The 26,268-nt window shown below is 68.7% G+C and carries 26 protein-coding genes; 20 read left to right on the top strand and 6 right to left on the bottom strand.

Annotated elements, in window-relative coordinates; genetic code table 11:
* Window positions 1–2 precede the first annotated feature (2 nt).
* From BMX17_RS09155 to BMX17_RS09145, 3 genes are read left to right on the top strand one after another with little or no spacing between them, the layout of a single operon-like run.
* Window positions 3–1,784, top strand: a complete 1,782-nt coding sequence (locus BMX17_RS09155) for an ABC transporter permease (protein WP_092659221.1) — start codon at window positions 3–5, stop codon at window positions 1,782–1,784.
* A complete protein-coding gene (locus tag BMX17_RS09150; RefSeq protein ID WP_092659219.1) occupies window positions 1,784–2,914 on the top strand; it encodes an ABC transporter ATP-binding protein in 1,131 nt (376 codons plus the stop codon). Before BMX17_RS09155 ends, BMX17_RS09150 begins: the two co-directional genes overlap by 1 nt.
* The gene (locus BMX17_RS09145; RefSeq protein WP_092659217.1) at window positions 2,911–3,912 is read left to right on the top strand and encodes an AIR synthase family protein; all 1,002 of its coding nucleotides are present in this window, start codon (window positions 2,911–2,913) and stop codon (window positions 3,910–3,912) included. The genes BMX17_RS09150 and BMX17_RS09145 overlap by 4 nt, the downstream gene beginning before the upstream one ends.
* Before the next feature lie 30 nt (window positions 3,913–3,942).
* On the opposite strand, the gene BMX17_RS27495 is transcribed toward BMX17_RS09145, so the two are convergent.
* Window positions 3,943–4,869: a DnaJ domain-containing protein gene (locus BMX17_RS27495; RefSeq protein WP_092659215.1), complete on the bottom strand. Its 927-nt coding sequence runs from the start codon at window positions 4,867–4,869 to the stop codon at window positions 3,943–3,945.
* A gap of 179 nt (window positions 4,870–5,048) precedes the next feature.
* Here BMX17_RS27495 and BMX17_RS09135 point away from each other — a divergent pair, with 179 nt between their 5' ends.
* The 10 genes from BMX17_RS09135 to BMX17_RS26915 all read left to right on the top strand — a co-directional run bounded on the left by BMX17_RS09135 (window position 5,049) and on the right by BMX17_RS26915 (window position 14,209).
* On the top strand, window positions 5,049–5,924 hold the full coding sequence (locus BMX17_RS09135) for a 1,4-dihydroxy-2-naphthoyl-CoA synthase (RefSeq protein ID WP_092659213.1): 876 nt from the start codon (window positions 5,049–5,051) through the stop codon (window positions 5,922–5,924).
* Between the two features lie 73 nt (window positions 5,925–5,997).
* Complete coding sequence (locus BMX17_RS09130) at window positions 5,998–6,948, top strand: 1,4-dihydroxy-2-naphthoate polyprenyltransferase (RefSeq protein WP_092659211.1); 951 nt, start codon at window positions 5,998–6,000, stop codon at window positions 6,946–6,948.
* Window positions 6,945–7,979 carry an o-succinylbenzoate synthase gene (gene menC, locus BMX17_RS09125; RefSeq protein ID WP_394327897.1) on the top strand — a complete coding sequence of 345 codons (1,035 nt, stop codon included), beginning with the start codon at window positions 6,945–6,947 and terminating at the stop codon, window positions 7,977–7,979. The genes BMX17_RS09130 and menC overlap by 4 nt, the downstream gene beginning before the upstream one ends.
* Window positions 7,979–9,475, top strand: a complete 1,497-nt coding sequence (gene menE / locus BMX17_RS09120) for an o-succinylbenzoate--CoA ligase (RefSeq protein WP_092659209.1) — start codon at window positions 7,979–7,981, stop codon at window positions 9,473–9,475. Before menC ends, menE begins: the two co-directional genes overlap by 1 nt.
* 56 nt (window positions 9,476–9,531) lie before the next feature.
* The gene (locus BMX17_RS09115) at window positions 9,532–10,272 is read left to right on the top strand and encodes an NRDE family protein (protein WP_092659207.1); all 741 of its coding nucleotides are present in this window, start codon (window positions 9,532–9,534) and stop codon (window positions 10,270–10,272) included.
* A 25-nt stretch (window positions 10,273–10,297) separates the two neighbouring features.
* The gene (locus BMX17_RS09110; protein WP_077205035.1) at window positions 10,298–10,642 is read left to right on the top strand and encodes a helix-turn-helix transcriptional regulator; all 345 of its coding nucleotides are present in this window, start codon (window positions 10,298–10,300) and stop codon (window positions 10,640–10,642) included.
* Window positions 10,643–10,713: 71 nt separating this feature from the next.
* Entirely contained in the window at window positions 10,714–11,439 is a 726-nt protein-coding gene (locus BMX17_RS26920; protein WP_244514966.1) for a DUF7537 family lipoprotein, read from the top strand.
* Between the two features lie 115 nt (window positions 11,440–11,554).
* Window positions 11,555–12,250 carry a DUF8127 domain-containing protein gene (locus tag BMX17_RS09100; RefSeq protein WP_092659205.1) on the top strand — a complete coding sequence of 232 codons (696 nt, stop codon included), beginning with the start codon at window positions 11,555–11,557 and terminating at the stop codon, window positions 12,248–12,250.
* 103 nt (window positions 12,251–12,353) lie between these two features.
* Complete coding sequence (locus tag BMX17_RS09095; protein WP_092659203.1) at window positions 12,354–13,301, top strand: MBL fold metallo-hydrolase; 948 nt, start codon at window positions 12,354–12,356, stop codon at window positions 13,299–13,301.
* 92 nt (window positions 13,302–13,393) lie between these two features.
* The gene (locus tag BMX17_RS26915) at window positions 13,394–14,209 is read left to right on the top strand and encodes a hypothetical protein (protein ID WP_092659201.1); all 816 of its coding nucleotides are present in this window, start codon (window positions 13,394–13,396) and stop codon (window positions 14,207–14,209) included.
* Window positions 14,210–14,251: 42 nt separating this feature from the next.
* On the opposite strand, the gene gatA is transcribed toward BMX17_RS26915, so the two are convergent.
* Together gatA and gatC are read right to left on the bottom strand one after the other, a co-directional pair.
* Window positions 14,252–15,532 (bottom strand): Asp-tRNA(Asn)/Glu-tRNA(Gln) amidotransferase subunit GatA, encoded by a 1,281-nt coding sequence (gatA, locus tag BMX17_RS09085; protein ID WP_092659199.1) that lies wholly within the window; start codon window positions 15,530–15,532, stop codon window positions 14,252–14,254.
* Window positions 15,532–15,810 carry an Asp-tRNA(Asn)/Glu-tRNA(Gln) amidotransferase subunit GatC gene (gatC, locus tag BMX17_RS09080; protein ID WP_092659197.1) on the bottom strand — a complete coding sequence of 93 codons (279 nt, stop codon included), beginning with the start codon at window positions 15,808–15,810 and terminating at the stop codon, window positions 15,532–15,534. The genes gatA and gatC overlap by 1 nt, the downstream gene beginning before the upstream one ends.
* A gap of 218 nt (window positions 15,811–16,028) precedes the next feature.
* Between gatC and BMX17_RS09075 the strand changes: the two genes are divergently transcribed.
* Window positions 16,029–17,015, top strand: coding sequence for a transcription initiation factor IIB (locus BMX17_RS09075; RefSeq protein ID WP_092659195.1), 987 nt, complete (start codon window positions 16,029–16,031; stop codon window positions 17,013–17,015).
* Between the two features lie 62 nt (window positions 17,016–17,077).
* Complete coding sequence (locus BMX17_RS09070; protein ID WP_092659193.1) at window positions 17,078–18,949, top strand: halocyanin domain-containing protein; 1,872 nt, start codon at window positions 17,078–17,080, stop codon at window positions 18,947–18,949.
* On the opposite strand, the gene BMX17_RS09065 is transcribed toward BMX17_RS09070, so the two are convergent.
* Window positions 18,946–20,061, bottom strand: coding sequence for an asparagine synthase C-terminal domain-containing protein (locus BMX17_RS09065; RefSeq protein WP_394327898.1), 1,116 nt, complete (start codon window positions 20,059–20,061; stop codon window positions 18,946–18,948). The genes BMX17_RS09070 and BMX17_RS09065 overlap by 4 nt on opposite strands.
* A complete protein-coding gene (locus tag BMX17_RS09060) occupies window positions 20,061–20,744 on the bottom strand; it encodes a PHP domain-containing protein (protein ID WP_092659189.1) in 684 nt (227 codons plus the stop codon). Before BMX17_RS09060 ends, BMX17_RS09065 begins: the two co-directional genes overlap by 1 nt.
* A 227-nt stretch (window positions 20,745–20,971) precedes the next feature.
* Here BMX17_RS09060 and BMX17_RS09055 point away from each other — a divergent pair, with 227 nt between their 5' ends.
* Together BMX17_RS09055 and BMX17_RS09050 are read left to right on the top strand one after the other, a co-directional pair.
* Complete coding sequence (locus BMX17_RS09055) at window positions 20,972–21,352, top strand: winged helix-turn-helix domain-containing protein (RefSeq protein WP_092659187.1); 381 nt, start codon at window positions 20,972–20,974, stop codon at window positions 21,350–21,352.
* A complete protein-coding gene (locus BMX17_RS09050; protein ID WP_244514965.1) occupies window positions 21,349–21,642 on the top strand; it encodes a DUF7521 family protein in 294 nt (97 codons plus the stop codon). The genes BMX17_RS09055 and BMX17_RS09050 overlap by 4 nt, the downstream gene beginning before the upstream one ends.
* A gap of 28 nt (window positions 21,643–21,670) precedes the next feature.
* Here the strand turns inward: BMX17_RS09050 and BMX17_RS09045 are convergent, their stop codons facing one another.
* On the bottom strand, window positions 21,671–22,465 hold the full coding sequence (locus BMX17_RS09045; protein ID WP_092659185.1) for an SCO family protein: 795 nt from the start codon (window positions 22,463–22,465) through the stop codon (window positions 21,671–21,673).
* Window positions 22,466–22,600: 135 nt separating this feature from the next.
* Between BMX17_RS09045 and BMX17_RS09040 the strand changes: the two genes are divergently transcribed.
* From BMX17_RS09040 to BMX17_RS09030, 3 genes are all read left to right on the top strand, one after another.
* Window positions 22,601–23,038, top strand: coding sequence for a universal stress protein (locus BMX17_RS09040; protein ID WP_092659183.1), 438 nt, complete (start codon window positions 22,601–22,603; stop codon window positions 23,036–23,038).
* Window positions 23,039–23,134: 96 nt separating this feature from the next.
* The gene (locus BMX17_RS09035) at window positions 23,135–23,827 is read left to right on the top strand and encodes a halocyanin domain-containing protein (protein ID WP_092659181.1); all 693 of its coding nucleotides are present in this window, start codon (window positions 23,135–23,137) and stop codon (window positions 23,825–23,827) included.
* A 73-nt stretch (window positions 23,828–23,900) separates the two neighbouring features.
* Window positions 23,901–26,267, top strand: a complete 2,367-nt coding sequence (locus tag BMX17_RS09030) for a DEAD/DEAH box helicase (RefSeq protein WP_092659179.1) — start codon at window positions 23,901–23,903, stop codon at window positions 26,265–26,267.
* The last annotated feature ends 1 nt before the right edge of the window (window position 26,268 follow it).

The raw sequence follows: 26,268 nt of genomic DNA, 5'->3' as shown, positions 1-26,268 counted from the left end.
CGATGGCACGCCGGGACGGCTGGGCTCTGTGGGCCGGTGTCGTCGCGACACTCGCGACGCTCGTCGTCGTCTTCTACTACCCCGTGGCGAGCGTCTTCGCCGACTCGATCACCGCCGGCGGCCGACTCTCACTCGCTCCATTCTTGTCGGTGCTGGGCGACCCGTTCTACACCGGCGCGGCGCACACGCTCGTGACCGATCCCGCGGCGGTGCCGTCGGGGATCGCCCAGTGGCTCGCGGCCGGCGCGCCAGCCGTCGAGTTCGGCCTGTTCGGCTTCACCACCTACCAGGCACTGCTCTCGACGCTCGTCAGCGTCCTGGTCGGCCTCCCCGGCGCGTACGTGCTGGCCCGGTTCGAGTTCCCCGGCCGGCGATTCCTCCGGTCGGTGACGATCCTCCCGTTCGTCCTGCCGTCGATACTCGTCGCGGTCGGCTTCCTCGCGATGTTCGGCCGGACCGGGCTGTTCAACGACCTGCTCGCGGTCGTCGGACTGGGGCCCGTCGAGTTGACGTTCACGCTGGAGATCGTCGTCCTCGCCCACGCCTTCTACAACGCGCCGCTGGTGACGCGACTCGTGACGGCGGCCTGGGAATCGGTCGACGCCGACCGCGTCGAGACTGCCCGGACGCTCGGGGCCTCGCCCCTGCGGGCGTTCCAGGACGTGACGCTCCCGCAACTGCTCCCCGCGCTGGCGACGGCCGCGGTTCTCACCTTTGTGTTCACGTTCATGTCGTTCCCTATCGTCCTCGCGCTGGGCGGGTTGGAGCTGGCGACGGTCGAGGTGTGGCTGTTCGCCCGCGTCCAGAGCCTCGACCTGACGGAGGCTGCGACGCTGGGTGCCATCGAGACCGCACTCTCGCTGGGCCTGCTGTACGTCTACCTGCGCTACGAGGCGCGCCGGACCGAACCAGGAGGAACGAGTCGGGGACTGTCCCGCCGGCCCCTCGTCGATGGCGTCCGGTCGTTGGTCGACCCGCTCCGACTCGCCATCTTCGCGTACGGAGCGGTCGCGCTCGTGCTGTTCGCGGGCCCACTCCTCAGCCTCGTGATCGAGAGCGTCACGACGCCCGCAGGCCAGCCCACGCTCGACTACTACGCGTTCCTGCTCGCGCGGCAGGCCTCGACGGCCGCGGGGACGGTCCGGCCGTTCCCCGCGGTGGTCAACTCCCTGCTGTTCGGCGTGGGGACACTCCTCGTGGCGATTCCGATGGGTGTCGTCGTCGCCGTCGTCGCGACACGCGGGGGCCGTGGCTCTCGCGCGGCCGAGGCGTTGCTGACCGCCCCGCTGGCGGTCAGCGGGATCGTCCTCGGGCTCGGAATGTTACAGGCGCTCGTGTTCGGCACGACCCTGTTCGGCTACCGGCTCACCGTCACCGGGCCGGTCGCCATCGTGGCCGCCCACGCCGTCGCGGCCTATCCGTTCGTCTCCCGTACTGTGACCCCGGCGCTTCGGTCGGTCGACGACCGGCTGGGGGAGGCCGCGCGCTCGCTCGGGGCCGACCGGACGACCGTGTTGAAAGACGTGGAACTCCCGCTGGTCGCGCCGGCGCTGGTGGCCGGTGCGGCTTTCGCCTTTGCGATCAGCGTCGGCGAGTTCGACTCGACCGTCCTGCTCTCGGCCGGCGTCGATACCGCGACGATGCCGGTCGCGCTCGAACGGTACGTCGGCGACCGCTCGCTGGGTCCGAACCTCGGCCCCGCGACTGCGATGGGCACGGTCCTGCTTGCGGTCACGACCGTCAGTTTCGTACTGATCGACCGCGTCGGCGGGAGGTGGGAGTGATGACCGACTCAGACGGCGGCGTCGACGTAGACGGATTGACGGTCAGGTTCGGCGACGTGGCGGCGCTCGCGGACGTGTCGCTGTCCACCGACGACGGCGAGTTCTTCACGCTCGTCGGCCCCTCGGGCTGTGGGAAGACGACGCTGTTGCGCACGGTGGCCGGCCTCGAAACGCCGACCGCGGGCAGGGTCCGGATCGACGGCCGCGACGCGACCGACGAGCCACCCGAACAGCGTGGCGTGGGCGTCGTCTTCCAGAACTACGCGCTCTTTCCACACATGACCGCCCGAGAGAACGTCGCTTACGGGTTGCAGTTCCACGACCTCCCGGAACCCGACGGCGAGCGGGTGGCGGAACTGCTCGATCTGGTCGATCTGGCGGGCGTCGCGGACCGCGAACCCGACCAGCTCTCGGGCGGCCAGCAACAGCGGATCGCGCTGGCCCGCGCGCTCGCCCCGAAACCCGACGTCCTCTTGCTCGACGAACCGCTGTCGGCGCTGGACGCCAGCCTCCGGAAACGGCTCCGGGTGCAGATCCGCTCGATCCAGCGCGACCTCGACATCACCACGATCTACGTCACCCACGACCAGGCCGAGGCGCTGGCGATCAGCGACCGCCTGGCCGTCGTGCGTGACGGCCGGATCGAACAGGTCGGGACGCCGGAGCAGGTGTATCGGGAGCCGGGCACCCGCTTCGTCGCCGAGTTCGTCGGCGACAACAACGTCTTCGACGGCGTCGTCACCGAGGCGGGCGACCGGATCGCCGTGGACGGCACGGCGACGCTCCCGCTCCCCGGCGAGGCGGACGCGACGGCTGGAGCGAGTGCGACGGTCTCCGTTCGACCGGAGGCGATCTCGGTTCACGATGGGGACGGGCAACACCCCGATGGCAACGGGTCGACGGTCGGCGGGCGTGAAGCGGGCACGGTCACCCGATCCGCGGCCGTCGAGACCGTGGAGTACCTCGGGGACGCCTACCGCGTCCACTGCCGGTGGAACGACCAGCCCGTCACGGTCAAGACCGACAGTACGAGTCCGCCGGAGGGGACCGTCTCGCTGGGGTTCCACCCCGACGCGGTTCACGTCCTCTCGAACGGTGCCCGCGCCACGGCGACTGGAGGTGACCGATGACCGACCTCGGGAAGATCGATCGCGACGTGTTCCGGGACGTGATCTACCCGGCGCTGGGCGCGGACCGGGACGACGTGGCGCTGGGCCCACAGCACGGGATCGACTTCGGCGTGATCGAGATTGGCGACCGCGCGGTCGTGATCGCGGCCGATCCGATCTCGCTACTGCCCGAACTCGGGCTCGAACGGGCGGGGCGGTTCGCGCTGGAGATCGTCCTGACCGACGTTGCCGTCTCCGGAATCGCACCGACCCACCTCGCGATCAGCCTGACGCTCCCGCCGGACTGGAGCGACGAGGACCTGGCGGCCGTGTGGACGGGACTCGCGGATCACGCCGAACGGCTTGGCGTGAGCATCGTCACGGGCCACACCGCCCGATACCCCGGCGTGGACAGTTCCTGGGTCGGCGGTGCGACGGTGCTTGGCGTCGGCGACCCCGAGGACCTCGTCCGACCCGACGGCGCGAGACCCGGCGACGAACTCGTCATGACAACCGGGCCCGCGGCGGAACTGGCCGGCCTGTTCGCGACGCTGTTTCCCGAGCAGTTGGAGCTGGACGCCGCGACCGCGGCCACAGCACAGGAACGCGTCGACGACATCGCGGCCGTCGCGGACGCCCGAGCGGCCTTCGAGGCTGGCACCGTCACCGCGATGCACGACGCGACCGAGGGCGGCGTCGCCGGCGGGCTGACCGAGATGGCTCACGGCGCAGGCGTCCGGTTCGAGATCGAATCCGACCGGGTACCGGTCGCGCCGGGTGTCGAGGCGGTCTGTGACGCGGTCGACGTGGACCCGTGGACGGTGTCCAGTGCCGGCACGCTCCTGATCGCGGTCGAGTCGGGCGACGGGCAAGCGGTCGCCGAGGCGGTGCGACAGGGTGGAACCCGCGCGGCCGTCGTCGGATCCGTGACCGACGGCGCAGGCGTCGCCGTCGACGGAAAAGAACTCGAACCACCCGACAGCGACCCCGCCTGGGACGCCTTCGACCGCTTCTCGTGATCGACGTGGGCCTCCACGCAACCCGACTCGTCAGGTTCGCAACGCGGACCGGGTCAACACCGAGAGTCCGAACGGGACCCAGCACGCCGTCAGTGCGACGACACCGACCAGCGAGACGATGCCGACCTCGGGCAACGCGAGCAGGACCGCGGGAGCCAGCACGCCCCAGCCGCCGAACACGACCATTCCGACCTCCGGGATCGAGAGGAGATAGCCGATCACGAACAGCGTGCAGAGCCCGACGACGAGGTTGACGACCGAGGGGAAGGCGGGAAAGACGGAGGCGAACAGGAACAGTGGGTAGAACGCGAACATCGTCCCGACCTGGATGAGCGACTGGGGCGTCAGCGGCACCCGGACGCGGTCGAAGGACTGTTCCTTGTAGTCCGTCCGCGTCGCGTAGCCGGCCGTCGTCGCGCTCGCCCCACCGCGCTGACTCCCCGTCTGCTGCCAGTCGGCCGCGCCGTCGGGCCCCCGTGATGCGGCGTCGGCCGTGCCATTCGATCCGCCCGCAGCGGTCGCCCCTGCCGATCCGGCCGACGTTTCCGCCTCGCCCGTGTCGGCGTCAGCACGCCCCGACGAGCGGGTGCCGTCGGTCGCGTCGCCGGTCGCGTCGCGGTTCGCCCCGTCACTGGTTCGGGTCGTCTCGCGCTGATCCGTCGCCCCGTCGGAGGTGGTCCCGTCGCGGGTTCGGGTCGCGCCGCCGTCGTCGGCGGCCCAGCCAGCGCCGCGGACGTACTGTCGGTGCCCCAGTCGGTCGTAGCGCGCCCGTTCGTCCGGGTCCGTCAGGACCTCTTTGGCCCGCGTGACGCGTTTGAACTGTGTCTCCGCATCGGGGTGGTCGCTCACGTCTGGATGGGTCTCCTTGGCCTTCTCGCGGTAGGCCGCCTGGATCTCCTCGCGAGACGCGTCGGGGGACACGTCGAGCACGTCGTAGAACGTGGGCTGGGCGTGCATCGGGGATGTTCGGGGTGGGTGGGTGGGTGGGGTAGTTGCGGGGCGACACCGAGCGAACGCGCCTGTGAGGTTCGTTCAGATTGAGTTACGGGAGCGCAGTGATAAATCCCGGGCCACGTTCTCTCGGGTGATAGCGACCGACCGGGAAGCTATTTGACGGCACCGACCGGAGTGCGCGTATGGTCTCGGCACTCTTCGACGACGACCGCTGGGAGGCGGTCGACGAGTTCGATTTCGAGGATATCACGTACCACCGCGCCCGGGACACCGGCGCGGTCCGCATCGCCTTCGACCGCCCCGCGGTCCGCAACGCCTTCCGCCCGCCGACCGTGGACGAACTCTACGTCGCGCTCGACCACGCCAAGCGCCAGACCGACGTGGGGTGTGTCCTGCTGACCGGCAACGGCCCATCCCCGAAAGACGACGGCTGGGCGTTCTGCTCCGGCGGCGACCAGACCGTCCGGGGGCCCGATGGATACCAGTACGACGAGGAGGGGAAAACGGGCCGACTCCACATCCTCGAAGTCCAGCGACTGATCCGGTTCATGCCCAAACCAGTCATCTGCGTGGTGCCGGGGTGGGCCGTCGGTGGCGGCCACTCCCTGCACGTCGTCTGTGACATGACCCTGGCCAGTGAGGAACACGCGAAGTTCCTCCAGACCGACCCGGACGTGGCCTCCTTCGACGCCGGGTTCGGGTCGGCGCTGCTCGCCCAGCAGATCGGCCAGAAGAAGGCCCGCGAGGTCTTTTTCCTCGGGAAGACCTACGACGCCGACGAGGCCGAAGACATGGGCATGGTCAACGAGGTCGTCCCCCACGAGGAACTGGAGGAGGTCGCGCTGGCCTGGGCCGAGGCGATCAACACGAAATCGCCGACCGCGATCCGGATGCTCAAGTACGCCTTCAACCTCGCAGACGACGGACTGGTCGGCCAGCAGATCTTCGCCGGCGAAGCGACCCGCCTGGGCTACATGACCGAGGAAGCCCAGGAGGGCCGGGACGCCTTCGTGGAGGGTCGCGACCCCGACTTCTCGGACTTCCCCTGGCACTACTAGCCATCCGTCGCCGGGCCACGGATCACGTCCGCAGTGGCAACCTTCACACGGCTGGACCACCAACTGTACGGCAATGGCAACGGCAGACGCGGAGGTATCGCGCACGAAGGCGTGGTTGATGGCTGCACGGCCCCAGACCCTGCCCGCGGGGGCCGCCCCTGTCGTCGTCGGGACGGGGCTGGCGCTCCACGACGGGGTGTTCGCGCCGGCCGCGGCGATAGCCGCACTGCTTGGGGCGCTCCTCCTGCAGGTGGGGACCAACTTCGCCAACGACTACTACGACGCCGTCAAGGGGACGGACTCGGCCGACCGCGAGGGGTTCACCCGCGTGACCGCTGGGGGGTTGATCGAACCCGCCCGCGTCAAGCAGGCGATGGCCGCCACCTACGCGCTGGCGGTCGTCGTCGGCCTCTATCTCGTCTACGTCGGCGGCCTCCCGATCCTCGTGGTCGGGCTCTCCAGCATCGCCGCCGGGATCGCCTACACCGGCGGCCCCTACCCCTACGGCTACCGGGGCCTGGGCGACCTGTTCGTGTTCCTCTATTTCGGCGTGATCGCCGTGGTCGGGACCTACTACGTGCAGGCGGCCGTCTCGCTCCCGACGGTCCAGCCGCTCGCGACGGGGATCCCCGAGGGGACCGTGACCGCGGCCGCACTGGCCGCCAGCCTCCCGGTGGCCGGCCTCTCGACCGCGATTCTCATCGCGAACAACGTCCGCGACAGGGAGGAAGACGCCGACGCGGGCAAGCGGACGCTCGCGGTGATGTTCGGCTACACCTTCAGCCGGATCGAGTGGCTGGCGATGGTCGGCATGGCCTACGTGGTTCCCGTCCTGTTCGCACTGGACCCGGCGTTCGGCCTCCCTGCACTCGCACCGCTGGTGACGCTGCCACTCGCCGCCAGGGTCGGCGCGACGGTCATGGACCGGACCGACGGCGCGGCACTCAACCCGGCGCTCGAACGCACCGGGAAACTGCTGGCGGCCCACTCGGCGCTGTTCGCGGCCGGGCTGGCACTCACATGATCGACATCGAACCCTACCACCTGGACCTGGCACGCCCGCTCTCGACCGCCCGCGGCGAGATCGAGGAGCGCGAGGGCTTCCTCGTACGGATCGAGTACGCCGATCAGGTTGGGCTGGGTGAGGCCGCGCCGCTCCCGGGCTGGACGGAATCCCTGGACGCCTGCCGAGAGGCCCTGAAGTACGCGCCAGAACTCGCTCGCGACGAGGACTGGGGGGTCGCGCTCGGCGAGACCTCCGCGCCGGCGGCCCGACACGCGCTCGCGCTGGCGCTGGCCGACGCGCGGGCGAAGCTGAACAACACGCCCCTCTATCGCTATCTCGGCAACGAGCGACTCGTCCGCCGGGTCCCGGTGAACGCGACCGTCGGCGATGCCGACGCCGAAACGACCGCCCGAAGAGTGACCGAGGCCGTCGAGAACGGCTTCGAGTGCGTAAAGATCAAGGTCGGCGCACGGAGCGTCGCGGAAGACACCGACCGCCTCCGGCGAGTCAGGGAGGTGGTCGGCGACGAGGTGGCGCTCCGGGCCGACGCCAACGGCGCGTGGGACCGCGAGCAGGCCGAGCAGGCCCTGGAAGCGGTCGAACCACTGGATCTGGAGTACGTCGAGCAACCCATGCCCGCCGAGGAGGTGGCGGCCCACGCCGGCCTCCGGAACGGCGGCAACGAGGTCCCTATCGCCCTCGACGAGTCGCTGGCCGAGCGCCCCGTCACCGATCTGCTGGCCGCCGAGGCCGCGGACTACCTCGTCCTCAAGCCGATGGCCCTTGGCGGCCCCGACAGGGCCAGAAACGTCGCGCGACAGGCCAGACAGGCCGGCGTGACGCCAGTCCTCTCCACGACGGTCGACGGCGTCGTCGCGCGGACCGCGGCCGTCCACGTCGCCGCGGCGATCCCGGAGATTCCGGCCTGTGGCCTGGCGACGGCAGACTGGCTGGCCGACGACCTCGGCCCCGACCCCGCGCCGGTCGCCGACGGCCGGATCGAAGTCCCACAGGACAAGGGCCTGGGCGTCGACCTCGGTGACGAGTGATGGACTGGCCGACCCAGGACCTCGTCGCCGCCCGCGCCGCCGCGACGCCCGACCGCACTGCCCTGATCGACGCCGACCGCGACGAGTCGATCACCTATCGGGAGTACGACGCGGCGGTCGGGCGGCGGGCGGCGGCGCTGAACCAGCTGACCGACGACGACCCCGACCGGATCGCCGTCCTGCTCGACACCCGGCCAGCGTTCGCCGAGCTGTTCTTCGCGGCCATGCGACTGGGTGTCTCGGTCGTCCCGCTGAACGTCCGACTGACGCCCGCCGAGGTGCGCGAGCAGGTCGAGCGGACCGAACCGGACGCACTGCTCTGTGAGCGCGAGACGGAAGCGACGGCCACCGAGGTGTTCGACGGCCCGATTGCATCCGTCGACGACGCGGCGGCGGCCGGTGTCCAGACGCTCGACGATATCGACGGTGCCCCGTTCGAACCGGCGACGCTGACCCCCGAGACCGAACAGCTGGTGCTGTTCACTTCCGGAACCACGGGCCAGCCAAAGGGCGTCCGGCTGACCGTCGGGAACCTGGTGGCGAGCGCGACGGCCTCGGCCTTCCGGCTGGGTGTCACTCGGTCGGATCGGTGGCTCTGTTGCCTCCCGACCTACCACATGGGCGGGCTCGCGCCGGTCGTCCGGTCGGCGCTGTACGGCGCGACGGTCGTGATCCAGCGCGAGTTCGACGCCGCGGAGACGGCACGGATCCTCGACGAGTCCGGAATCACCGGAGTCTCGCTCGTCCCGACCATGCTCGCCCGCCTGCTGGATGTGGGCTGGGAACCGTCCGAGCAGTTGCGGTTCGTCCTGCTCGGCGGTGCGCCCGCCAGCGACGACTTGCTCGCTCGGGCGCGCGAGCGGGACGTGCCGGCCTGTCCGACCTACGGCATGACCGAGACGGCGTCACAGATCGCTACGGCAACGCCCGAGCAGGCGGCCGGACACGAGGGAACGGTCGGGCAACCGCTCGTCAATACGACCGTCACGGTCGTCGACGAGGACGGCGATCCCGTCGGGACGGGCGAGACGGGCGAGATCGTCGTCTCTGGCCCGACCGTGACGCCGGGCTATCTCGATCCCGCGGTCACCGAGGACGCGTTCGGCCCGGAGGGCCTGCACACCGGCGACATCGGGTCCCGGGACGAGGACGGGCGGTTGTGGGTCCACAACCGCGTGGACGACCGGATCGTCACCGGCGGGGAGAACGTCGACCCCGGCGAGGTCGTGGCAGTCCTGCGCGAGCATCCGGCGGTCCACGAGGCCGCAGTCGTGGGACTGGACGACCCGGAGTGGGGTGAACGGGTCGCGGCGCTCGTGGTCCCGGCAGATGGCGGAGATCCCACCGCCGAGGAGATCGAGGGCCACTGCCGGGGGCGACTTGCTGGGTTCAAACTCCCCCGGACGGTCGCGTTCGCCGACGAACTCCCGCGGACGGCGTCGGGAACGGTCGACCGCGGAGCCGTGCGGAAGCGCCTGCGCGACCGGCAGGTGTGAGAGGGGTAGCGCCCGCTCACCGACTGCTTAAGCGGCCGGAGCCACTACCCGAGGCCGTGTGTACACTCGCTCTCGCCTGGCAGGTGTTCGCCGACACGCCCGTCGCCGTCGCGGCGAATCGTGACGAGATGGTCGACCGCCCCTCGGAGCCACCACAGCGGATCGACGACGAGCCCGCGGTGATCGCGCCGCGTGACAGTGAGGCCGGTGGCACCTGGATCGGGCACAACGAACACGGCCTGTTCGTCGGCATCACGAACCGCTGGACTGACGCCGAGCTCGCGGGCGACCGCTCCCGCGGTCTGCTCACGCGGGACGCCCTGCGGAAAGAGAGCGCGGAGGACGCCGCCCGCTTCGTCGAGAGTGCGGTCCGCGACCACGAGTTCGACGGCTTCAACCTCGTCGTCGCCGACGAGAACGCCGCCCTCCTGCTGGAGTGGGACGGCCAGCTCGCCGTTCGAAACTTCCAGCCCGGCGTCCACGTCGTCGTCAACGTCGGCGCGGACGGCGACTGGCACATCCCCGAGGAGCGACCCGAGGACGGCCGAAAGCAGGGCGAGAACGCCGCGGCAGTCCGGACCGAACTCCAGCCCGAACCCGGCGAGCAGGCCGGCGCGTGGATCGAGCGCGCGGCCGACGTGATCAGCGACCACGAGTACGGCGTCTGTATCCACCGTGATCGGTTCGGGACGCGCTCCTCGTCGCTTTTGACCATCGGTCCCGAGGGGAGCCGCTATCGATTCGCCGACGGCCCACCCTGTGAAACCGAGTACCGGCCGGTCGAAAGCCAAATTTAAACCACAGACGGTCCCAGAGAGGGATATGGTTACGCCCGAATCCGAACTCACCGAGGACGAGCGCGGCGGCCTCGAACTCGTCCGGGAGACCGGTGGCATCCACCAGAGCGAATTCTGGAAGGAACTCGACGTCTCCTCCCGCAAGGGGAGCCGCATCGTCGAGTCACTGGCCGACAAGGGTCTCATCCAGCGCGAGGAGACCATCTACGAGGGCCACAACACCTACCATCTCACCCCCGCGCCCCGCGACCTGGACTTTTCCCTGTTGATGGCCGGCGATATGCTCTCGCCGTTTATCGGTGACGAGGAGGTCGATCCCCACTCCGACGCCTTCTCCCAGTGGGTCATGAACCTCGCCTACGAGGAGTAGCTGAGCGACGCGCCCGCGGTAGATTAGTTCGCGGCGCTACATATTAATACGACGGCGCAGTTGTTAGTAATATGAACACAATGGGCCGTCGGCAGTTCCTGCTCACCGGGTCGAGCGGAGCGATCGCACTACTCGCGGGATGTATCGGCGGTGACGAGGACGGGTCAGACGGGACGCCGACGGACGAGGACGACGGCGACAACGGCGGCACGGAGACGGCGGACAACGACGACGCCGACGGGACCGAGACAGCGGAGTCCGATTCGAATGTCGGCGGCGGTGACAGCCGAGCACTCGGGGAGACGATCACCTTTCCGTCGTCGTATGCGCTGGACATTACGACGAGGTCGAACGGCCAGACGATGGAGATGAGCGGTCGCTTCCACGAAGGGGATATGTATCTGGAATTCCAGCAGCAGGGCCGGACGATGGACTGGTACCTCGTGGGGGGACAGACGTACATGGTCTCTGATGGGAATTGTTTCACCGGGATGAGCGAGGGCGAGGGCGTGAACGAAGAACAGGTGAACCCGGGCACCCACGAGCGCACCGCGACGAACAACCCGGACCTCACACCCACCGGTACCGAGACCATCGACGGCCAGGAGGTACTGGTGTACGAGGTTTCCCAGACGGGCGGATCCAACGCCGACACCGTCACCTACTACGTCCTGGCTGATTCCGGCTACCTGCGCCGTATGGAGACTGGGCCGACGACGTGGGACATACACTCCTGGGGCGAGGGAGACCCCGTCTCCGAACCCGACATGAACTGTCGGAGTATGCCGAGTCGCTGACGCGGTGCACCCGCTGACTACGAGGTGTCCCCCACCCGGATCCCTTCTCCCAGTAGGTCATGAACCTCGGCTACGAAGAGTAACTGTCATCAACCTGGTGTGAGCACGGCCGAGTATGGTCGCCCGCGGCTGGTCCCCCGGCGAACGAACGCGAATCGGGTTCTATCTCGTCGTCGGCCTGTTGCTGGTGTTGAACCCCATCGCCGTCGGGGCGCTCGACCTCGGCGGTCCGCGACACCAGTATCGTGCCTACGAGGTCACCGTCGAGTCCGACAGGATCGAGTTCGCGGACACCGACCGGACCATCTTCCTGCTGGTCGGCGGCGTCGAGGGCATCGACTGTTCCCTTTTCACGGTCTCGCCCGACTGGCGGTGCACCCTCGAAGAGCACGTCGTCCGGACCGGGAACGTCAGCGTCGACACCACCCGGTACGATTCGAGGCCGGGAGACCCGTTCGTCCGACTCGATGGCGGCTACTATCGACGCGTCGTCGAGCAGGGAAACGACACGACGACGCTGGCGTACGAACCCGTCACCGCCGAGACGGTCCTGGAAAGCGTCAGTGAGGATGTCGGGTCGACACGCGACCCGGTTGCCCGAGCCGTCCGGTCGGGAACGGCACGTTCGACCGTCGAACTCGAAACCGGCCGACTCGTCGGGGACGGCGACCGCTACTACTACGTCACCCGGGTCGGACAAACCGACGGCGTCCCCGGCGGCTGGGGCCTGTCGACGCTCGGCGCGCTCGTGGGACTCGTGCTACTGGCCCGCGGCCACCGGCTTCGCATCGAAGGCGGGACCAGTAACTGACACACATTCGTGACACTGAGATGATCGAAACCGCCGGGCAGCGACGCCCTGTGGATTGCTTGCTTCATTACATTCAATACAGTGGGTGAAATTACCATACGCCATGGGAATCGGTGACGTGCGTCGTGTCGAGACGGAGAGTTGCGCCGATCTATACTACGTCGACCCTGGCGTGTACGAAGTGCCGGGGCACACCTCGGTGTATCTGCTGGACGGCGAGGTGCCGACGATCGTCGAGTCGGGGATCGGCAAACACACCGACCGCGTGTTGGCCGCGCTGGACGAACTGGGCATCGGGCGCGAGGAGATCGAAGTCCTCGCGCTCACACACGTCCACCTCGATCACGCGGGTGGGGCGGGGGAACTCGTCGCGGCGTGCCCGAACGCCGACCTGATCGTCCACGAACGGGGCGCGCCCCACCTCGTCGATCCCTCGACACTCGTGGCGGGGACGAAACAGGTCGTCGGGGAGTCGGGCTGGCAGTTCTACGCGGAACCGGAGCCCGTGCCCGAGGGTCGGATTCGCGAGGTGACCGACGGCGACGTGGTCGATCTGGGCGACCACGAACTCGTCGTGCATCACGCGCCGGGCCACGCGACCCACCAGGTGGTCTACCACGATCCGGCCGACGACGCGGTGTTCACCGCCGACGTGCTGGGCTGTTTCTACGAGCAGTTCGACACCGCCCGGGTCGCGACGCCGCCGCCGACGTTCGATCTGGACCAGTGTCTCGACGACATCGAACTGCTCCGCGACATCGACGCCGAGACGCTCCTGTACAGCCACTTCGGCCCGCGGCCGGCCGACGGCGCGCTCGACACCTACGCCGACGTGCTGAAGGCCTGGGTCGCCCGCGTCGCACAGACTCGTCGCCAGCAGGACGACGACCGCGCGGCGTTCAAAGACCTGCTCGACGCGAACGGCGTGCCCGAGAGCTGGAGCGACGACCTGGAGTACGGCGAACTCCGGATGAACTTCTCCGGTGTAGTGACCTACCTCGACCAGCAAGCGACGACGACGGACGAGCAGGAGCGGCCGGCAGCGGAGTGACCGGTCGGGACAGGATCTGGCGTCCCGTTCGGCTCGAACCGTGAGTCAGTCGCGACAGTTTTGAGCCAGACCGCGAAAGTGCGGGACAGGACATGGACGACTGGCGACAGCGGCTGGGGCGCGGGACAGACATTCTCACACGGCAAGCCGTTCGGGTGCCGTTGCCCGACGAAGCCGCCGAGCGAACACTCCACGAGAATATGCACCGCATCGCGGATGCGGGTGACCGGAAAGCCGAGTTACTCGCCGACCCGGACGTGCCGCTCACCGACGCCTACGAGTACGAACTCGACGAGATGAGTCAGGGATTCAAGCACCGACTCCAGCAGATCGCGGGCGAGGAGTACCACGCCGTCGCGGACGAGTATCTTCGCGGGGAGCGTGACGACTGGGTCGGCGCACTCGCCGTCTACTACCAGGAGTGTTACTGTCGATTGCAGGAACGATTCACCGTCGACGACGACATCTGCGTGCTGACCGTCCTCCGCTACCCCGACAGCTTCACGGTGAACTTCAGTTTCTTCGACGGCGACGTGGCCGACGACGCGATCCGCTACGAGTCACCGAAACACGACGACACGGATCTCGATTCCCGATACCGCGACCGCTACCACGCGGAGTGCCAGTACTCACAGCGAAAGGCGGCGGAGTACATCCACGAACGGACGAACCTGATCCGGGCGGCGTTCCCTGACCCGGCGGCGTCGCGGCCCCGAGACCGACGGTCCGGTGGCTTCGTTCACATCACCGGCCGGGACGGCCCCGTGTTCTCGGAGGTCCTCGACTCCGTCACGCCGAATCCGGACCGCTTCGAAGAGCCCGCGACGACCCCCGGGTTGGTCCCGGAAGGCCCGGAAGTCGAACGTATCCGTTCGGAACACCTCGACGACGCCGAATTGATCGTCTGATCGGGCCCCGAACCACGCGAAAACGATCTGTCGGAGTGTCGCCTACGCCAGTGCGCTCCCAGCCCGAATCATCTCGGTCTCGCCGAAGGCCGGTCCAACCAGTTGCATTCCGACGGGGAGCCCGTCGTCGGTCTCGCCCGCCGGGACCGAGATAGCGGGCAGGTTCGCCAGGTTGACCGGCGTCGTGTTCGCGTCGGCGAGGTACATCGTGAGCGGATCGTCGAGACTCTCACCCATCTCCATGGGCGGGACGGGCATCGTCGGCGAGGCCAGCACGTCCGCCTCCGAGAGGGCCTCGTCGAAGTCCTGTTTCACCCAGGCGCGAGCGTCCTGGGCCTTCTTGTAGTACTTGTCGTGGTAGCCCGCCGAGAGGGCGTAGGTACCCAGCAGAATGCGGCGCTTGACCTCCTCGCCGAATCCCTCCTCGCGAACCCCTGCGAACTCCTCGTTCCAGTTGCCCTCGTAGTCCGGACTCGGCCCGTACCGGACGCCGTCGAACCGCGCGAGGTTCGAGGACGCTTCCGACATGGCGATGACGTAGTAGGCCTCGACGGCGTGTTCGACCGACGGGAGGTCGACCTCGTGGTAGCTGGCCCCCTGGGCTTCGAGGTCGTCGATGGCGTCCCAGAAGGTCTCGACGACCTGCTCGTCGGCACCCTCGACCAGTTCCGTCGGAATCCCGATCTCCATCCCCGCCACGTCGCCGTCCGCGGCGGCGGCGTAGTCGGTGTCCGCACCCTCTGCCGCGGGATCTCGGGTCGTCGCGTCGTGCTCGTCGGGCCCGGCGATGACTTCCAGCAGTTCGGCGGCCTCTTCGACGCTCGGTGCGATAGGGCCGATCTGTTCCAGCGAGTTGGCGTAGGCGATCAGGCCGTACCGGGAGACCAGGCCGTACGTGGGCTTGATACCGACGACGCCACAGAACGCGGCGGGACAGCGCACGGAGCCGCCGGTGTCGGTGCCGAGCGCGAAGTCGGCCTCACCCGCTGCGACGGCCGCCGCGGAGCCACCGGAGGAGCCGCCGGGAACGTGACCCGGGGCGGCTGGGTTCTCGGTCGGGCCGAACGCGGAGGTTTCGGTCGTCGTCCCCATCCCGAACTCGTCCATGTTGGTCTTGCCGGTAATCGTCGCGCCAGCCGATTTGAGGCGCTGGACGACCGTCGCGTCGTAGGGCGGGACGTAGTCGTCGAGCATCGCCGACCCGCAGGTGGTGCGAACCCCGTCCGTGGAGATGTTGTCCTTGACGGCGACGGTCCGTCCGGCCAGCGGGCCCTCATCGTCGCCCTCGATCCGTTCGTCGGTGATGTAGGCGTTGTGCGACATTACGAGACCTTCGGCCCCTTGAAAAAGCCCGCTTCACTCTCGGGTGCGTTGCCCAGCGCCTCGTCCTGATCGAGGGAGTCACGGACCTCGTCGGCCCGCATCACGTTCGCGAGGTCCGTCTCGGAGTCGACTGCCGGGACCTCGTCCAGCGTCTCGAAGTAGTCGAGGATGTCCGCGAACTGCTCGACGAACCGGTCGACCTCCTCGTCGTCGAGGTCGACGCGGGCCAGCGAGGCGACGTGGCGCACGTCCTCGGGTTCGACGGCCGAATCGCTCATGTTCGCGGCGAGGCCCGGACCGGCGGTAAGGGTTTCGATACTCGGGCTTTCGCGCCATGTTCCCGGCCTTCGCGGGCGCGCTCGCGCGAACCGGCCGTTCAACGGCCGAAATCGGCACGCACGACCGCTCAAAATGCCGGAAGTTTTAAGTCGCCGGACCCACAACATAATAACGCATCAGAGAGTTTTCCGGGCACCAGCGCCCGCCGATTCAACCAATGACCGACACCACCATCAGAGAGTATACGGGCGAGCGCGAGCGCACGCGCGAAGAGACGACGGAATCGGACGAACGGGAGAACGAAGAGCAGGTCGCCTGTCCGGAGTGTGGCGGCTCGCTGGCGACCGACTCCGAGCGCGGCGAGACGGTCTGTGAGGACTGCGGACTGGTCGTCTCCGAAGACGAAGTCGACCCCGGACCGGAGTGGCGCGCCTTCGACGCCAAGGAGAAAGACGAGAAGAGCAGGGTCGGTGCCCCGACCACGAACATGATGCACGACAAGGGGCTCTCGACCAACATCGGCTGGCAGGACAAGGACGCCTACGGCAACTCCCTATCCTCGCGCCAGCGCGAGAAGATGCAGCGACTGCGCACCTGGAACGAGCGATTCCGGACACGGGACTCCAAGGAGCGCAACCTCAAGCAGGCGCTGGGCGAGATCGACCGCATGGCTTCGGCACTGGGTCTCCCCGAGAACGTCCGGGAGACCGCCAGCGTCATCTACCGCCGCGCGCTCGATGAGGACCTCCTGCCGGGACGCTCCATCGAAGGCGTCGCAACGGCCTCGCTGTACGCTGCCGCCCGCCAGGCCGGCACGCCGCGCAGTCTCGACGAGATCGACTCGGTCTCGCGAGTCGACAAGGACGAGATCGCCCGGACCTATCGCTACGTCGTCCGGGAGCTGAGTCTCGAAATCCAGCCCGCAGACCCCGAGAGCTACGTCCCCCGCTTTGCCTCCGATCTGGACCTCTCGGAGGAGGTCGAGCGCCGGGCGCGGGAGCTGTTGAGTTCCGCCAAGGAGAAAGGCGTCCACTCCGGGAAGTCTCCGGTCGGCCTCGCCGCGGCCGCCGTCTACGCCGCCTCGCTGCTGGCCAACGAGAAGGTCACCCAGTCGGAAGTCTCCGAAGTCGCATCCATCTCCGAGGTCACCATCCGTAACCGCTACCACGAACTGCTGGAAGCCGAAGATACGGTCTCGCAGTAACCGGCACCTCACCGCCGGACAGAACCCGGATTCTTTTGTTCTATCGCTAGCAGGAGTCGGCCGTGTCGGACTCGTTCACCAGACGTGCCACACTCGGGGCCGCGGCGTCCGTCCTCGGGTGGACGGCGCTGTCGGTCGGTAGTAGCGGACAGGAAGGCGGCGGGGGCGGCGGCGGACAGGGCGCGCCGCCCGATTTCGGCGGCTGGCTCGACGGCGCGAACAACTACGACGGGACAGTCGTCGACCGCCGCGGGCAGGCGGACGTGACGGTCCGGGTCGCCGCCGGCGAGGACGACTTCGGGTTCGATCCCGCCGCGGTCCACGTCGACACCGGCGCGACCGTCCGCTGGGAGTGGACCGGCGACCACGGCTCGCACACGGTCACCTCGACGAACAGACGGCCGCTCAACTCGGAACCGTTCCAGGAACCGGGCGTCCACTACGAACACACCTTCGAAGAGGACGGCATCTACCCGTACCAGTGTCTGCCACACAAGGGACTGGGAATGAAAGGGGCAATCGTGGTCGGTACCGACTATCCGCGGCGAGCGGTCACGGCGACGCCAACGCCGACACCCCGCCCGACGGCTGAGGGCGAGTGGCCGGCCGCGTCAGGAATCGCCTGGCCGGAAGCGGGCTTCGACGCGGCGAACACCCGTTACCTCCCCGCCGGCGGCCCGAGCGAGAGCGTTCAGGCGAGCGGACGGCTCGAAGTCACCGAGCCGATCCTGGGGATAGTGTCTGGCGACGGGATGCTGTTCGTCAGCCGCCCCGAGAAGGTGATGGCCGTCGATGCGACGACGGGGCAACGCCGGTGGGAGCACACGGCCGAGTGGCCCCTGGCGTACAGGGACGGCCGGCTCTATGCTGCACGGAATCCCCGCTGGACCCGCGAGCGCAGCGAGACGAACACGCTCCGGGCGCAGGTCGTGTGTTTCGACGCGGAGAGGGGTGGTCTGCGATGGCAGCGACAGATACCTAACGGGCCGATCAGCGCCCTCTCGCTGGCCGACGGCCGACTGGTGGTCGGTGCGACCGGCGGCAACGGCGTCCTCGACCCGGCGACCGGCGACCAGCGGTGGTGGAAACGGACCGAAGACACTGTGTCGGGCGTCGCCGTCCGCGACGGCCGGCTCTACGTCAGCGCCAGCGCGAACTTCGGGACGAACGGCCGGGACCCACGATTGCGTCTGCGGGCCTACGACATCGAGAGCGGTGCGCGTCAGTGGCGGTTCGAGCGGGCGTCGTACCCGCCGACTGCACCGGTCGTCGCGGACGGCCGGGTCTTCGTCGGCAGTGAGTCCCACGCCGTCCACGCCCGCGACGCGGCGAGTGGCGACGCCGTGTGGACCGCCCGCCTCGGGAGTGCGGTGACGGGGCTCGCCGTCGCGAACGGACGTGTCTACGCCGGCTGTCACGACTACCACCTCTACGCGTTCGCGGCGGAGTCCGGTGACCGGCAGTGGCGGACCCGGACCCGGGGGACCGTGGGCCCACCGACGGTCGGGAGTGGCGACGACGGCTCCTCGGCGGCCGGCCTCGTCTACGCCGCCAACCTGGGTGCCGTCGGCGGATTCGACGAGGACGGCGACCCCGAGCGGACCAGAGCTGTCCACGGCTTCGATCCAGCCACCGGGGAACCCCGCTGGACGACCGAACTCGGCCGCTGGCAGGATACCGGACAGACCCCCGCCGACGTGCACATCGCTCCGTTGCTCACGGACGGGACGCTGTACGTCCCGGAAAACCGGACGCGGGATCCCCACCGGCTGCAGGTCGTCACCGGCGCGAGCGCCCGAGGGGACGAGGAACGAACGGCGACACCGGCTGACGCCGCCACCAGCACCGGCACCGGCGCGGGCTTTACCGCCGTCGGGACCGCGCTGGCGATGCTCGGCGTGGCTGGCCTCCGGCAGTGGCGCGGCGGCGACTAGTCCACCAGCGACCGGACGTACTTCGTGACGTGATCGTCCATCCGGCGCTTGAAGCCGGCCTGCCGGGCCAGCCGATCGAGTTCTCTGGCGACCAGACTGCCGTACTGGACGGCCTTCTTGTCCCGCGCGGAAACCTCGTCGGGGAGCCACGACGCGGCCGCCCGGCGGAGCGCGACCTTCCGCTCGGCGTCACCACGGTCCTCGCCCGGGGCGGGGTCGGCCACTAACAAGTGCCCGGGAAGCGGGAGCGCCGCTTCGATCACCCGGTCGGAGAGGAGTGGCGCGACGGGTTCGACCCCCGCGGCCCGCAGTGCGAGCACGTCCCGCTCTAGCTGGTCGGGCAGGGTGGTCACGACCTCGCGGCGCGCCCCCCGGACCGTGTCGGCGTCGACGCGCGGGTCGTCGGGGGCTTTCGCAACCTTGGCGTAGCCGCCGAACAGTTCGTCGGCTCCCTGTCCGACCGCGAGCCGGTCGAAGCCGTCGGCGGCGACCCGTTCGGCCACGAGATAGAGGGGGAGCGCGATCTGTACGTCCATCGCGTTGGTCCGACCGATGGCGTGAGCCAGTTCCGGCACCGCGCGTTCGAGGTCGTCGTGGGTGAGTTCGACTACGGTGCAATCCCGATCCATCGCCGCGGCGGCCGAGCGGGCGGCTTCCACGTCGTGGCTGTCGGGAAAGCCCGCGACGTACAGCGGCGCGTCGAGTCTCGCGGCCAGGACCGCCGAGTCGACGCCCCCGGAGAACGCGACCGCGAGACCGTCGGTTTCGACGGCGGCGGTACTCGCCTCGACCGCCGCCCGCACTGCCGTGATCGCCACCGCGTCGTCGTCGGTCGCGGGCGGGTCCGGGAGCGGCCAGACCTGCTCGTCGCCGTCGGGGGTTCGGACGTGGCCCGCCGGAACGGGGTCGGGATCGGAGAGGTCGGTCGGGTCGACGCTCCACGCCGTCGGATCGTCGGCCTCGGAAAAGCAGGGATACCGGCCGAGAACGTCCCGAACCAGCAGGGCCGATCCGTCTTCGGTGTCGAGTCGCCCGGCGAACCCCCGAGTCCCGGGGAGGGGGTCACCGGAGTCGAGCGCGGCGCGAACGGTCGCCGGGTCGGCACCGTCGATCATCGCAGGTCGGAGAGTCGGCGCGCGACGCGGCGCTTGACGCCCCCGGCGGCCTGCCGGAAGCTGATCCGCCAGGGCGTGCGCTTGCCCTCGACGGTGGTGTGACCTTCGCGGATGGCCTCCAGAATCGCGTCGACGGAGCGTTCGGCCGCGTCGATGCGGGTGACGGCCTGACCGACCATCTCGCTGATGTGGGCGTCGCTCCCGGCGGTCATCGGCATCCCGTTGCGACGGGCGAACCGTTCGGCCTGGCGGTTCGACCGCCCCGTCAGCAGGCGGGAGTTGTACACCTCGATGGCGTCGGCGGCCGTCAGCGTCTCCCGAGAAATGTTCGCGAGGACGCCGCTGCGGGACTCCTGAAACGGGTGTGGAACGACGGCGATGCCGCCGAGCCTGCGGATGCGGTCCAGCGTCTCGCCGAAGGAGAGTCCGGGCGGGACCGCCTCGCGCACTCCCAGCGCGAGGACGTGGCCAGCGGCCGTCGAGACTTCCATCCCGGGGATGCCGACGAGCCCGTACTCCTCGGCTTTCTCGACGGCCGCCAGACTGGCCTTGATCTCGTCGTGATCGGTGACGGCCAGCGCGTCCAGTCCGACGGCCTGGGCCTGCCCCAGAAGCAGATCGACCGGATCACGGCCGTCGTGAGACAGCGACGAGTGAGAGTGCAACTCGGCGGCGAGCACGTCCCATCATTGACCCGGGCCTGTCAAAAGCGAACCGGTCCGTCAGTCACGCGTCCGTCATCACTCCCGGAACGGACGACGAGCAGCATCGACCATTGACACGACGGGGAGAACTATAACTGGGTCGAACATATTCACTGAAACGAGGACCAAACCCGGAGGCACGGCCGCTATCGGCGGTCGTGTGTCGGAGCGATTATAAGCGTCGGCCCGCCAGTTGTGGACACATGGTCCGAGACCCGTTCGCGGACGAGGACCAACCGGATCTACAGGACGTGCTCGACGCGCTGGACGACCCGAAGTGTCGAGCCATCGTCCGGAACCTCGACGAACCCATGACAGCTGAAGAGATCTCGGAGGTCTGTGATGTCCCCCTCTCGACCACCTACCGAAAGCTCGATCTGCTGACCGAGGCGTCCCTGCTCCGGGAGAGCATGGAGATTCGCCCCGACGGACAACACGCCAGCAAGTACGAGGTGGACTTCGAAGAGGTCGTCGTGGGCCTCGACGACGGCGACCGGACGTTCGAGGTCGGAATCAGCCGGGTCCCACGGACCGCGGACGAACGACTGCGGGATCTCTGGTCGGAGGTGCGTAAAGAAACGTGATCGAACTCCATCCCCTCGTCCACCTGCCGACGGTCATCACCGCGCTCAAGACAGTCACGCTCGTGCTGGGTGCGATGATCACGTTCTTCTCGTACAAGGCCTTCCGGCGGACCGGCGCGAAACCACTCGGGTTGCTCGCGTTCGGATTCGCGGTCGTGACCCTCGGGAGCATCCTGGCCGGCGTGTTCGACCTCGGCCTGTCGCTCCCCCGGGAGTACGCCATCATCGCCGAGAGTGGCCTCACGGCACTTGGCTTCGGCGTCATCGTCTACTCGCTGTACGCCCGGTAGTTTCGGCCGTCGGCGACAAAGACGGATCTCAGGCCTTTCTGAGGCGGTTCATCGCGTCCGGGAGCTCCGAGGCCGCCGTCGAGGTCGCCTCGTCGCCCCGCCAGAACCGTTCGACGTAGCCGTCGGCGTTGACCAGCAGGATCAGCGACCGGTGGGTGAACATATACCCGTCACCCTCGGCGGCCGGCGTTCCCGTCGCGGTTTCAGTCGCCGTCGACGGCGTCGACCCACCGGTAGCCGTGTCGGTCGCCGTCGATCCGGTTGCCGTCCCGGACGATCCGGGGTCGGTCTTCTCGAAGTAGACGCCGAACCCCTCCTGAACGACTTCCTTCGCCCGGGCTTCCGTCTCGGGACGGAGGAACGTCCAGTTGCCGGCGTCGAGCGCGATGTTTCGTTCCTCAGCGTAGGTCCGGAGCCTGTCGGCCGTGTCCCGCGCCGGATCGAACGTGATCTCGGCGAACGCGACGGCGTCGCCCCACCCCTCGTCGAGGGCCTTGCCCTGGGCCGAGACGAGCGCCTGCGTCAACAGCGGACAGGCCGTCATGCAGTTGCTGAAGATGAACGTCAGCGCGAGCGGTTTGTCGAACCCCCGCGTCGACAGCTCACCGTCACCCAGCGCCCTCGGGAGCGTCGCCGACGGGATCCGCTGGCCCCACGCCGGGAACCGGACGTCTTCGGCGTCGAACGCCATCTCCTGTTTGGGCAGTTTCGTGTTGGGGTACTGGTCGGCCGAGCCGTCCCCGCCGCCACCGAGACAGCCTGCGAAAGCCGCTGTTCCGGCGGTCGCCCCGAGCGCGGTCTGAAGGTACTGGCGTCTGTCCATTAGGAAGACGTTGTGACTGAACGGAGTAAAGGGTCGCGTTCTCCTGCGATCGTGCGGGCCGAGAGCACAGGCGGCGATTCTCGGAGTGCTGGAATCTCGACGGATACTAATCCGGGCGAGTACCAAGAGTGGGGTATGACCGATCATGTGTTGGTCCCGCTCGATGCGTCGCCGCTGTCCGAGCGGGCCGTGGAGTTCGCCCTCGAAGAGTACGCCGACGAGGCGACGATCACCGTCTTGCACGTTCTCGATTTCGTCGAAGCCGGCTACGGCGCGCCGATGGAGGCGTCGCTCCCGGGCTACTGGGAGGACTGGTACGAGAGCGAGGAGGAAAACGCCGAACAACTGTTCGAGGACGCCCAGGCGACCGCCGACGAGTACGGCGTCACCCTGGAGACGGAGACGACGATGGGGCAACCGGCCCGCAGCATCGTCGAGTTCGCCGACACCGAACCGGTCGATCACATCGTGATGGGGAGCCACGGCCGCTCGGGCGTGTCCCGGATATTGCTGGGCAGCGTCGCCGAGACGGTCCTCAGACGGGCGCACTGCCCCGTCACGATCGTCCGCTGACACCGCCCGGACCGTCCGGCGACGGAGTATGAAACGAGTTCCCAACCCCTGTCACGTTTAGTCGGGCTTATACAGGATGGTGAAAAACCGACGGGTATGCATACCGAACGTTCGAGCGAATCCGACGGGTCGACGGCCAGTCGTCGCGGCTTTCTCCGGACGGCGGCGGGCGCGGCGACCGCAGGCGTCGCGGCCGGTGCGGCCGGGACGGCGACGGCACAGGAAGGGACGGAGTCCGGCGGACCGACGTTCGACGGCTGGCTGTCGGACACGTCCAACTACGACGGCGAAGTCGTCGACGAGACCGGTCAAGACTCGATCACCATCGGGGTCGGCGGTGACAACGAACTCGTGTTCGATCCGCCGGCGGTCCGGGTCGACCCCGGGACGACGATCACCTGGGAGTGGCAGGGCGGCCGACACAACGTCGTCGGCGAGAATCGCGAATTCAGTAGTGGCGACCCGACCGACGAGATGGGAGCGACCTACGAGCAGACCTTCGAGGAGGAAGGCGTCGTCAAGTACCTCTGTGAGCCCCACGTCGGCGTCATGCAGGGCGTCGTGGTCGTCGGCGACGTGGAGCTCGGCGCTGGCGGCGCGGGCGGTGAGGGCGGCGACCACGGAGGGGGCAAACTCGTCTTGACCGACGGCCTGCTGGCGATGGGCGTCGCCCTCGTGCTGGGTGTCATCTCGCCGATCCTGTTCGCGCTCCACCTCTCGAGGAACAGCGACAAACTCGGCGGCGGCGGTAACTCCGGCGACGGCGAGCTCAAGCGGATCGACTCCTGAGGGCCGACCCGCGGTCCCGGACGGGTCTCGCCGGCGACGAAAGGGTTAGCACCGTCGCCCCGTAACCCGGGGCGTGGACGAGACGATCAGGTGGCTCCGCGACCGCCCATACTACGACGGGCAGATCACCCACCAGGAGACGGTCTCCGGCCACGAGGCCACCTTCGCGGAGCTCGACCTCCCGGATCGGCTGGCCACTGCCCTGGACAAACAGGGAATCGAGCGGCTGTACGGTCACCAGGCCACCGCCGTCGAGCGCGTCCGTACCGGCGACGACGTAGTGCTGGCGACCGACACCGCCAGCGGCAAGAGTCTGGCCTACACCGTCCCTGCCTTCGAGCGCGCGCTCGATCACACCGGCTGTACCCTCTATATCGCCCCACAGGTCGCGCTCATCGAGGACCAGACCGACGCCCTCCAGGACCTCGCGCACGGCCTCGGCTTCGGCAGTCGCGTCACCGTCGCCCAGTACACCGGCCGCCAGTCCAGATCCGAGAAAGAGGCCATCAGAGACCGCCAGCCCACCGTCTTGCTGACGACGCCGGATATGCTTCACTACGGTATCCTGCCCCACAGCCACCGGCTCTGGGAGTGGTTCTTCCGGCGGCTGGAGACCGTCGTGATCGACGAGGTCCACGAGTACCGCGGCGTGTTCGGCAGTCAGGTCGGGCTCGTCATGCGTCGCCTCAATCGGGTTTGCGAGCGGTTCGACGCCGATCCACAGTACGTCTGCTGTTCGGCGACCATCGGCAACCCGATCGAACACGCCGCGACCGTGACGGGCCGACCCGAGTCCTCCTTTTCCGCACTCACCGACGACGAGAGCGCGACGGGACCGACCCACTGGCTGTTCTGGAACCCGCCGGAGTACGAGGAGAGCGGCTGGGGGAGCGGCCGCCGGAAGTCGAGTCACACCGAGGCCAAGCGGCTGTTCGTCGACCTCGTGAGCCGCGGGTTTCAGACCGTCGTCTTCACCCGCTCCCGGCAGACCGCCGAGCGCTACGCGACCGAGAGCGCCGACGAGTTGCGCCGGCGGGGCGACCGCGACGCCGCCGAGAGCGTGACGGCGTATCAGGCGGCGCTGACGGGCGAGCGCCGCCGGTCGGTCGAGGACGGACTCCAGTCCGGCGAGATCCGTGGCGTCTGGAGTACGAACGCGCTGGAGCTCGGGGTGGACATCGGCGGGCTGGACGCCGTCGTGCTCGACGGCTACCCCGGCACCCGGATGCAGGCCTTCCAGCAGGCCGGCCGGGCCGGCCGCGGGACCGATCCGAGCCTCGTGGTGCTGGTCGGCGGCGAGGACCAGCTGGACCAGTACTTCATGCGGAATCCGACCGAGTTCTTCGATGCTGATCCGGAGCGAGCCATCTCGAACCCCGGGAACCGCAAGCTCATGCCCGGACACGTCTGCTCGGCCGCCCGAGAGACGTGGCTGACGCCGACCGACGACCGCCACTTCGGCGAGGGCTTCCCGGACGTGGTGGCCGAGTTGACCGAGGCGGGCGACCTCGACCGGCGGGAGACCGACGCCGGCATCCGATGGCTCTACGACGGCGAGGGGAGCCCCCAGCACGAGATGAACCTCCGAACCGTCGACGACCGGCAGGTCCAGCTCCGGGACCGCGCCAGCGGCGACACGATCGCGGAACTCCCCTTCGGCGACGCCCTGCGGGACGCCCACCCCGGCGCGATCTACCACCACCAGGGCCGGACCTACGAGGTGGTCGATCTCGACCTCGATCTGGGCGTCGCGAACCTCTCCCAGACCCACGCCGACTACTACACGCAGGTGCTCCACGACAAGACGATCACCGTCGAGGAAGACCACGCGGAGACGACGATGCCGGGGCGGTCCGACAGCACCCTGCGGCTGGCCGACGTGACGATGCGCAAACAGATCACGGGCTACGAACGTCGGGACGGCTCCAGCGGCGAACCGCTCGGGCGGTTCGGGCTCGACCTGCCGGAGACGACCCTGGAGACGCGAGCCTTCTATTTCACCGTCCCCGCCCCGGTCGAGCGGGCGATGCGCGAGCGGGCGGACGAACGGAGCGAGACCGCAGACACCGACGAGGCGTTCGGCGGCGGCATCCACGCCGCCGAACACGCCACGATCGCGATGATGCCCGCGGAGTTGCTCTGTGACCGTCGGGACGTGGGCGGCCTGTCCACGCCCCTGCACCCCCACACCGACCAGTCGACGATTTTCGTCTACGACGGCTATCCCGGCGGCGTGGGTCTGACCGAACGCGCCTACGCCGACATCGGGTCGCTGGTGACGACGACCCGACGGATGGTCGCCTCGTGTGACTGCACCGCGGGCTGTCCGGCCTGCGTCCAGTCACCCCACTGCGGGAACGCCAACGACCCGCTGGACAAGGAACTGGCACTGCACCTCCTCCGGGAACTGGACGGGAACCGAGACAGCAACGTCGACTGAG

It is taken from the genome of Halorientalis persicus (genome assembly GCF_900110215.1).
Classification (GTDB): domain Archaea; phylum Halobacteriota; class Halobacteria; order Halobacteriales; family Haloarculaceae; genus Halorientalis; species Halorientalis persica.
The sequence above is the reverse complement of the archived record's forward strand: the minus strand, read 5'-3'. Positions and strand labels throughout refer to the sequence as shown.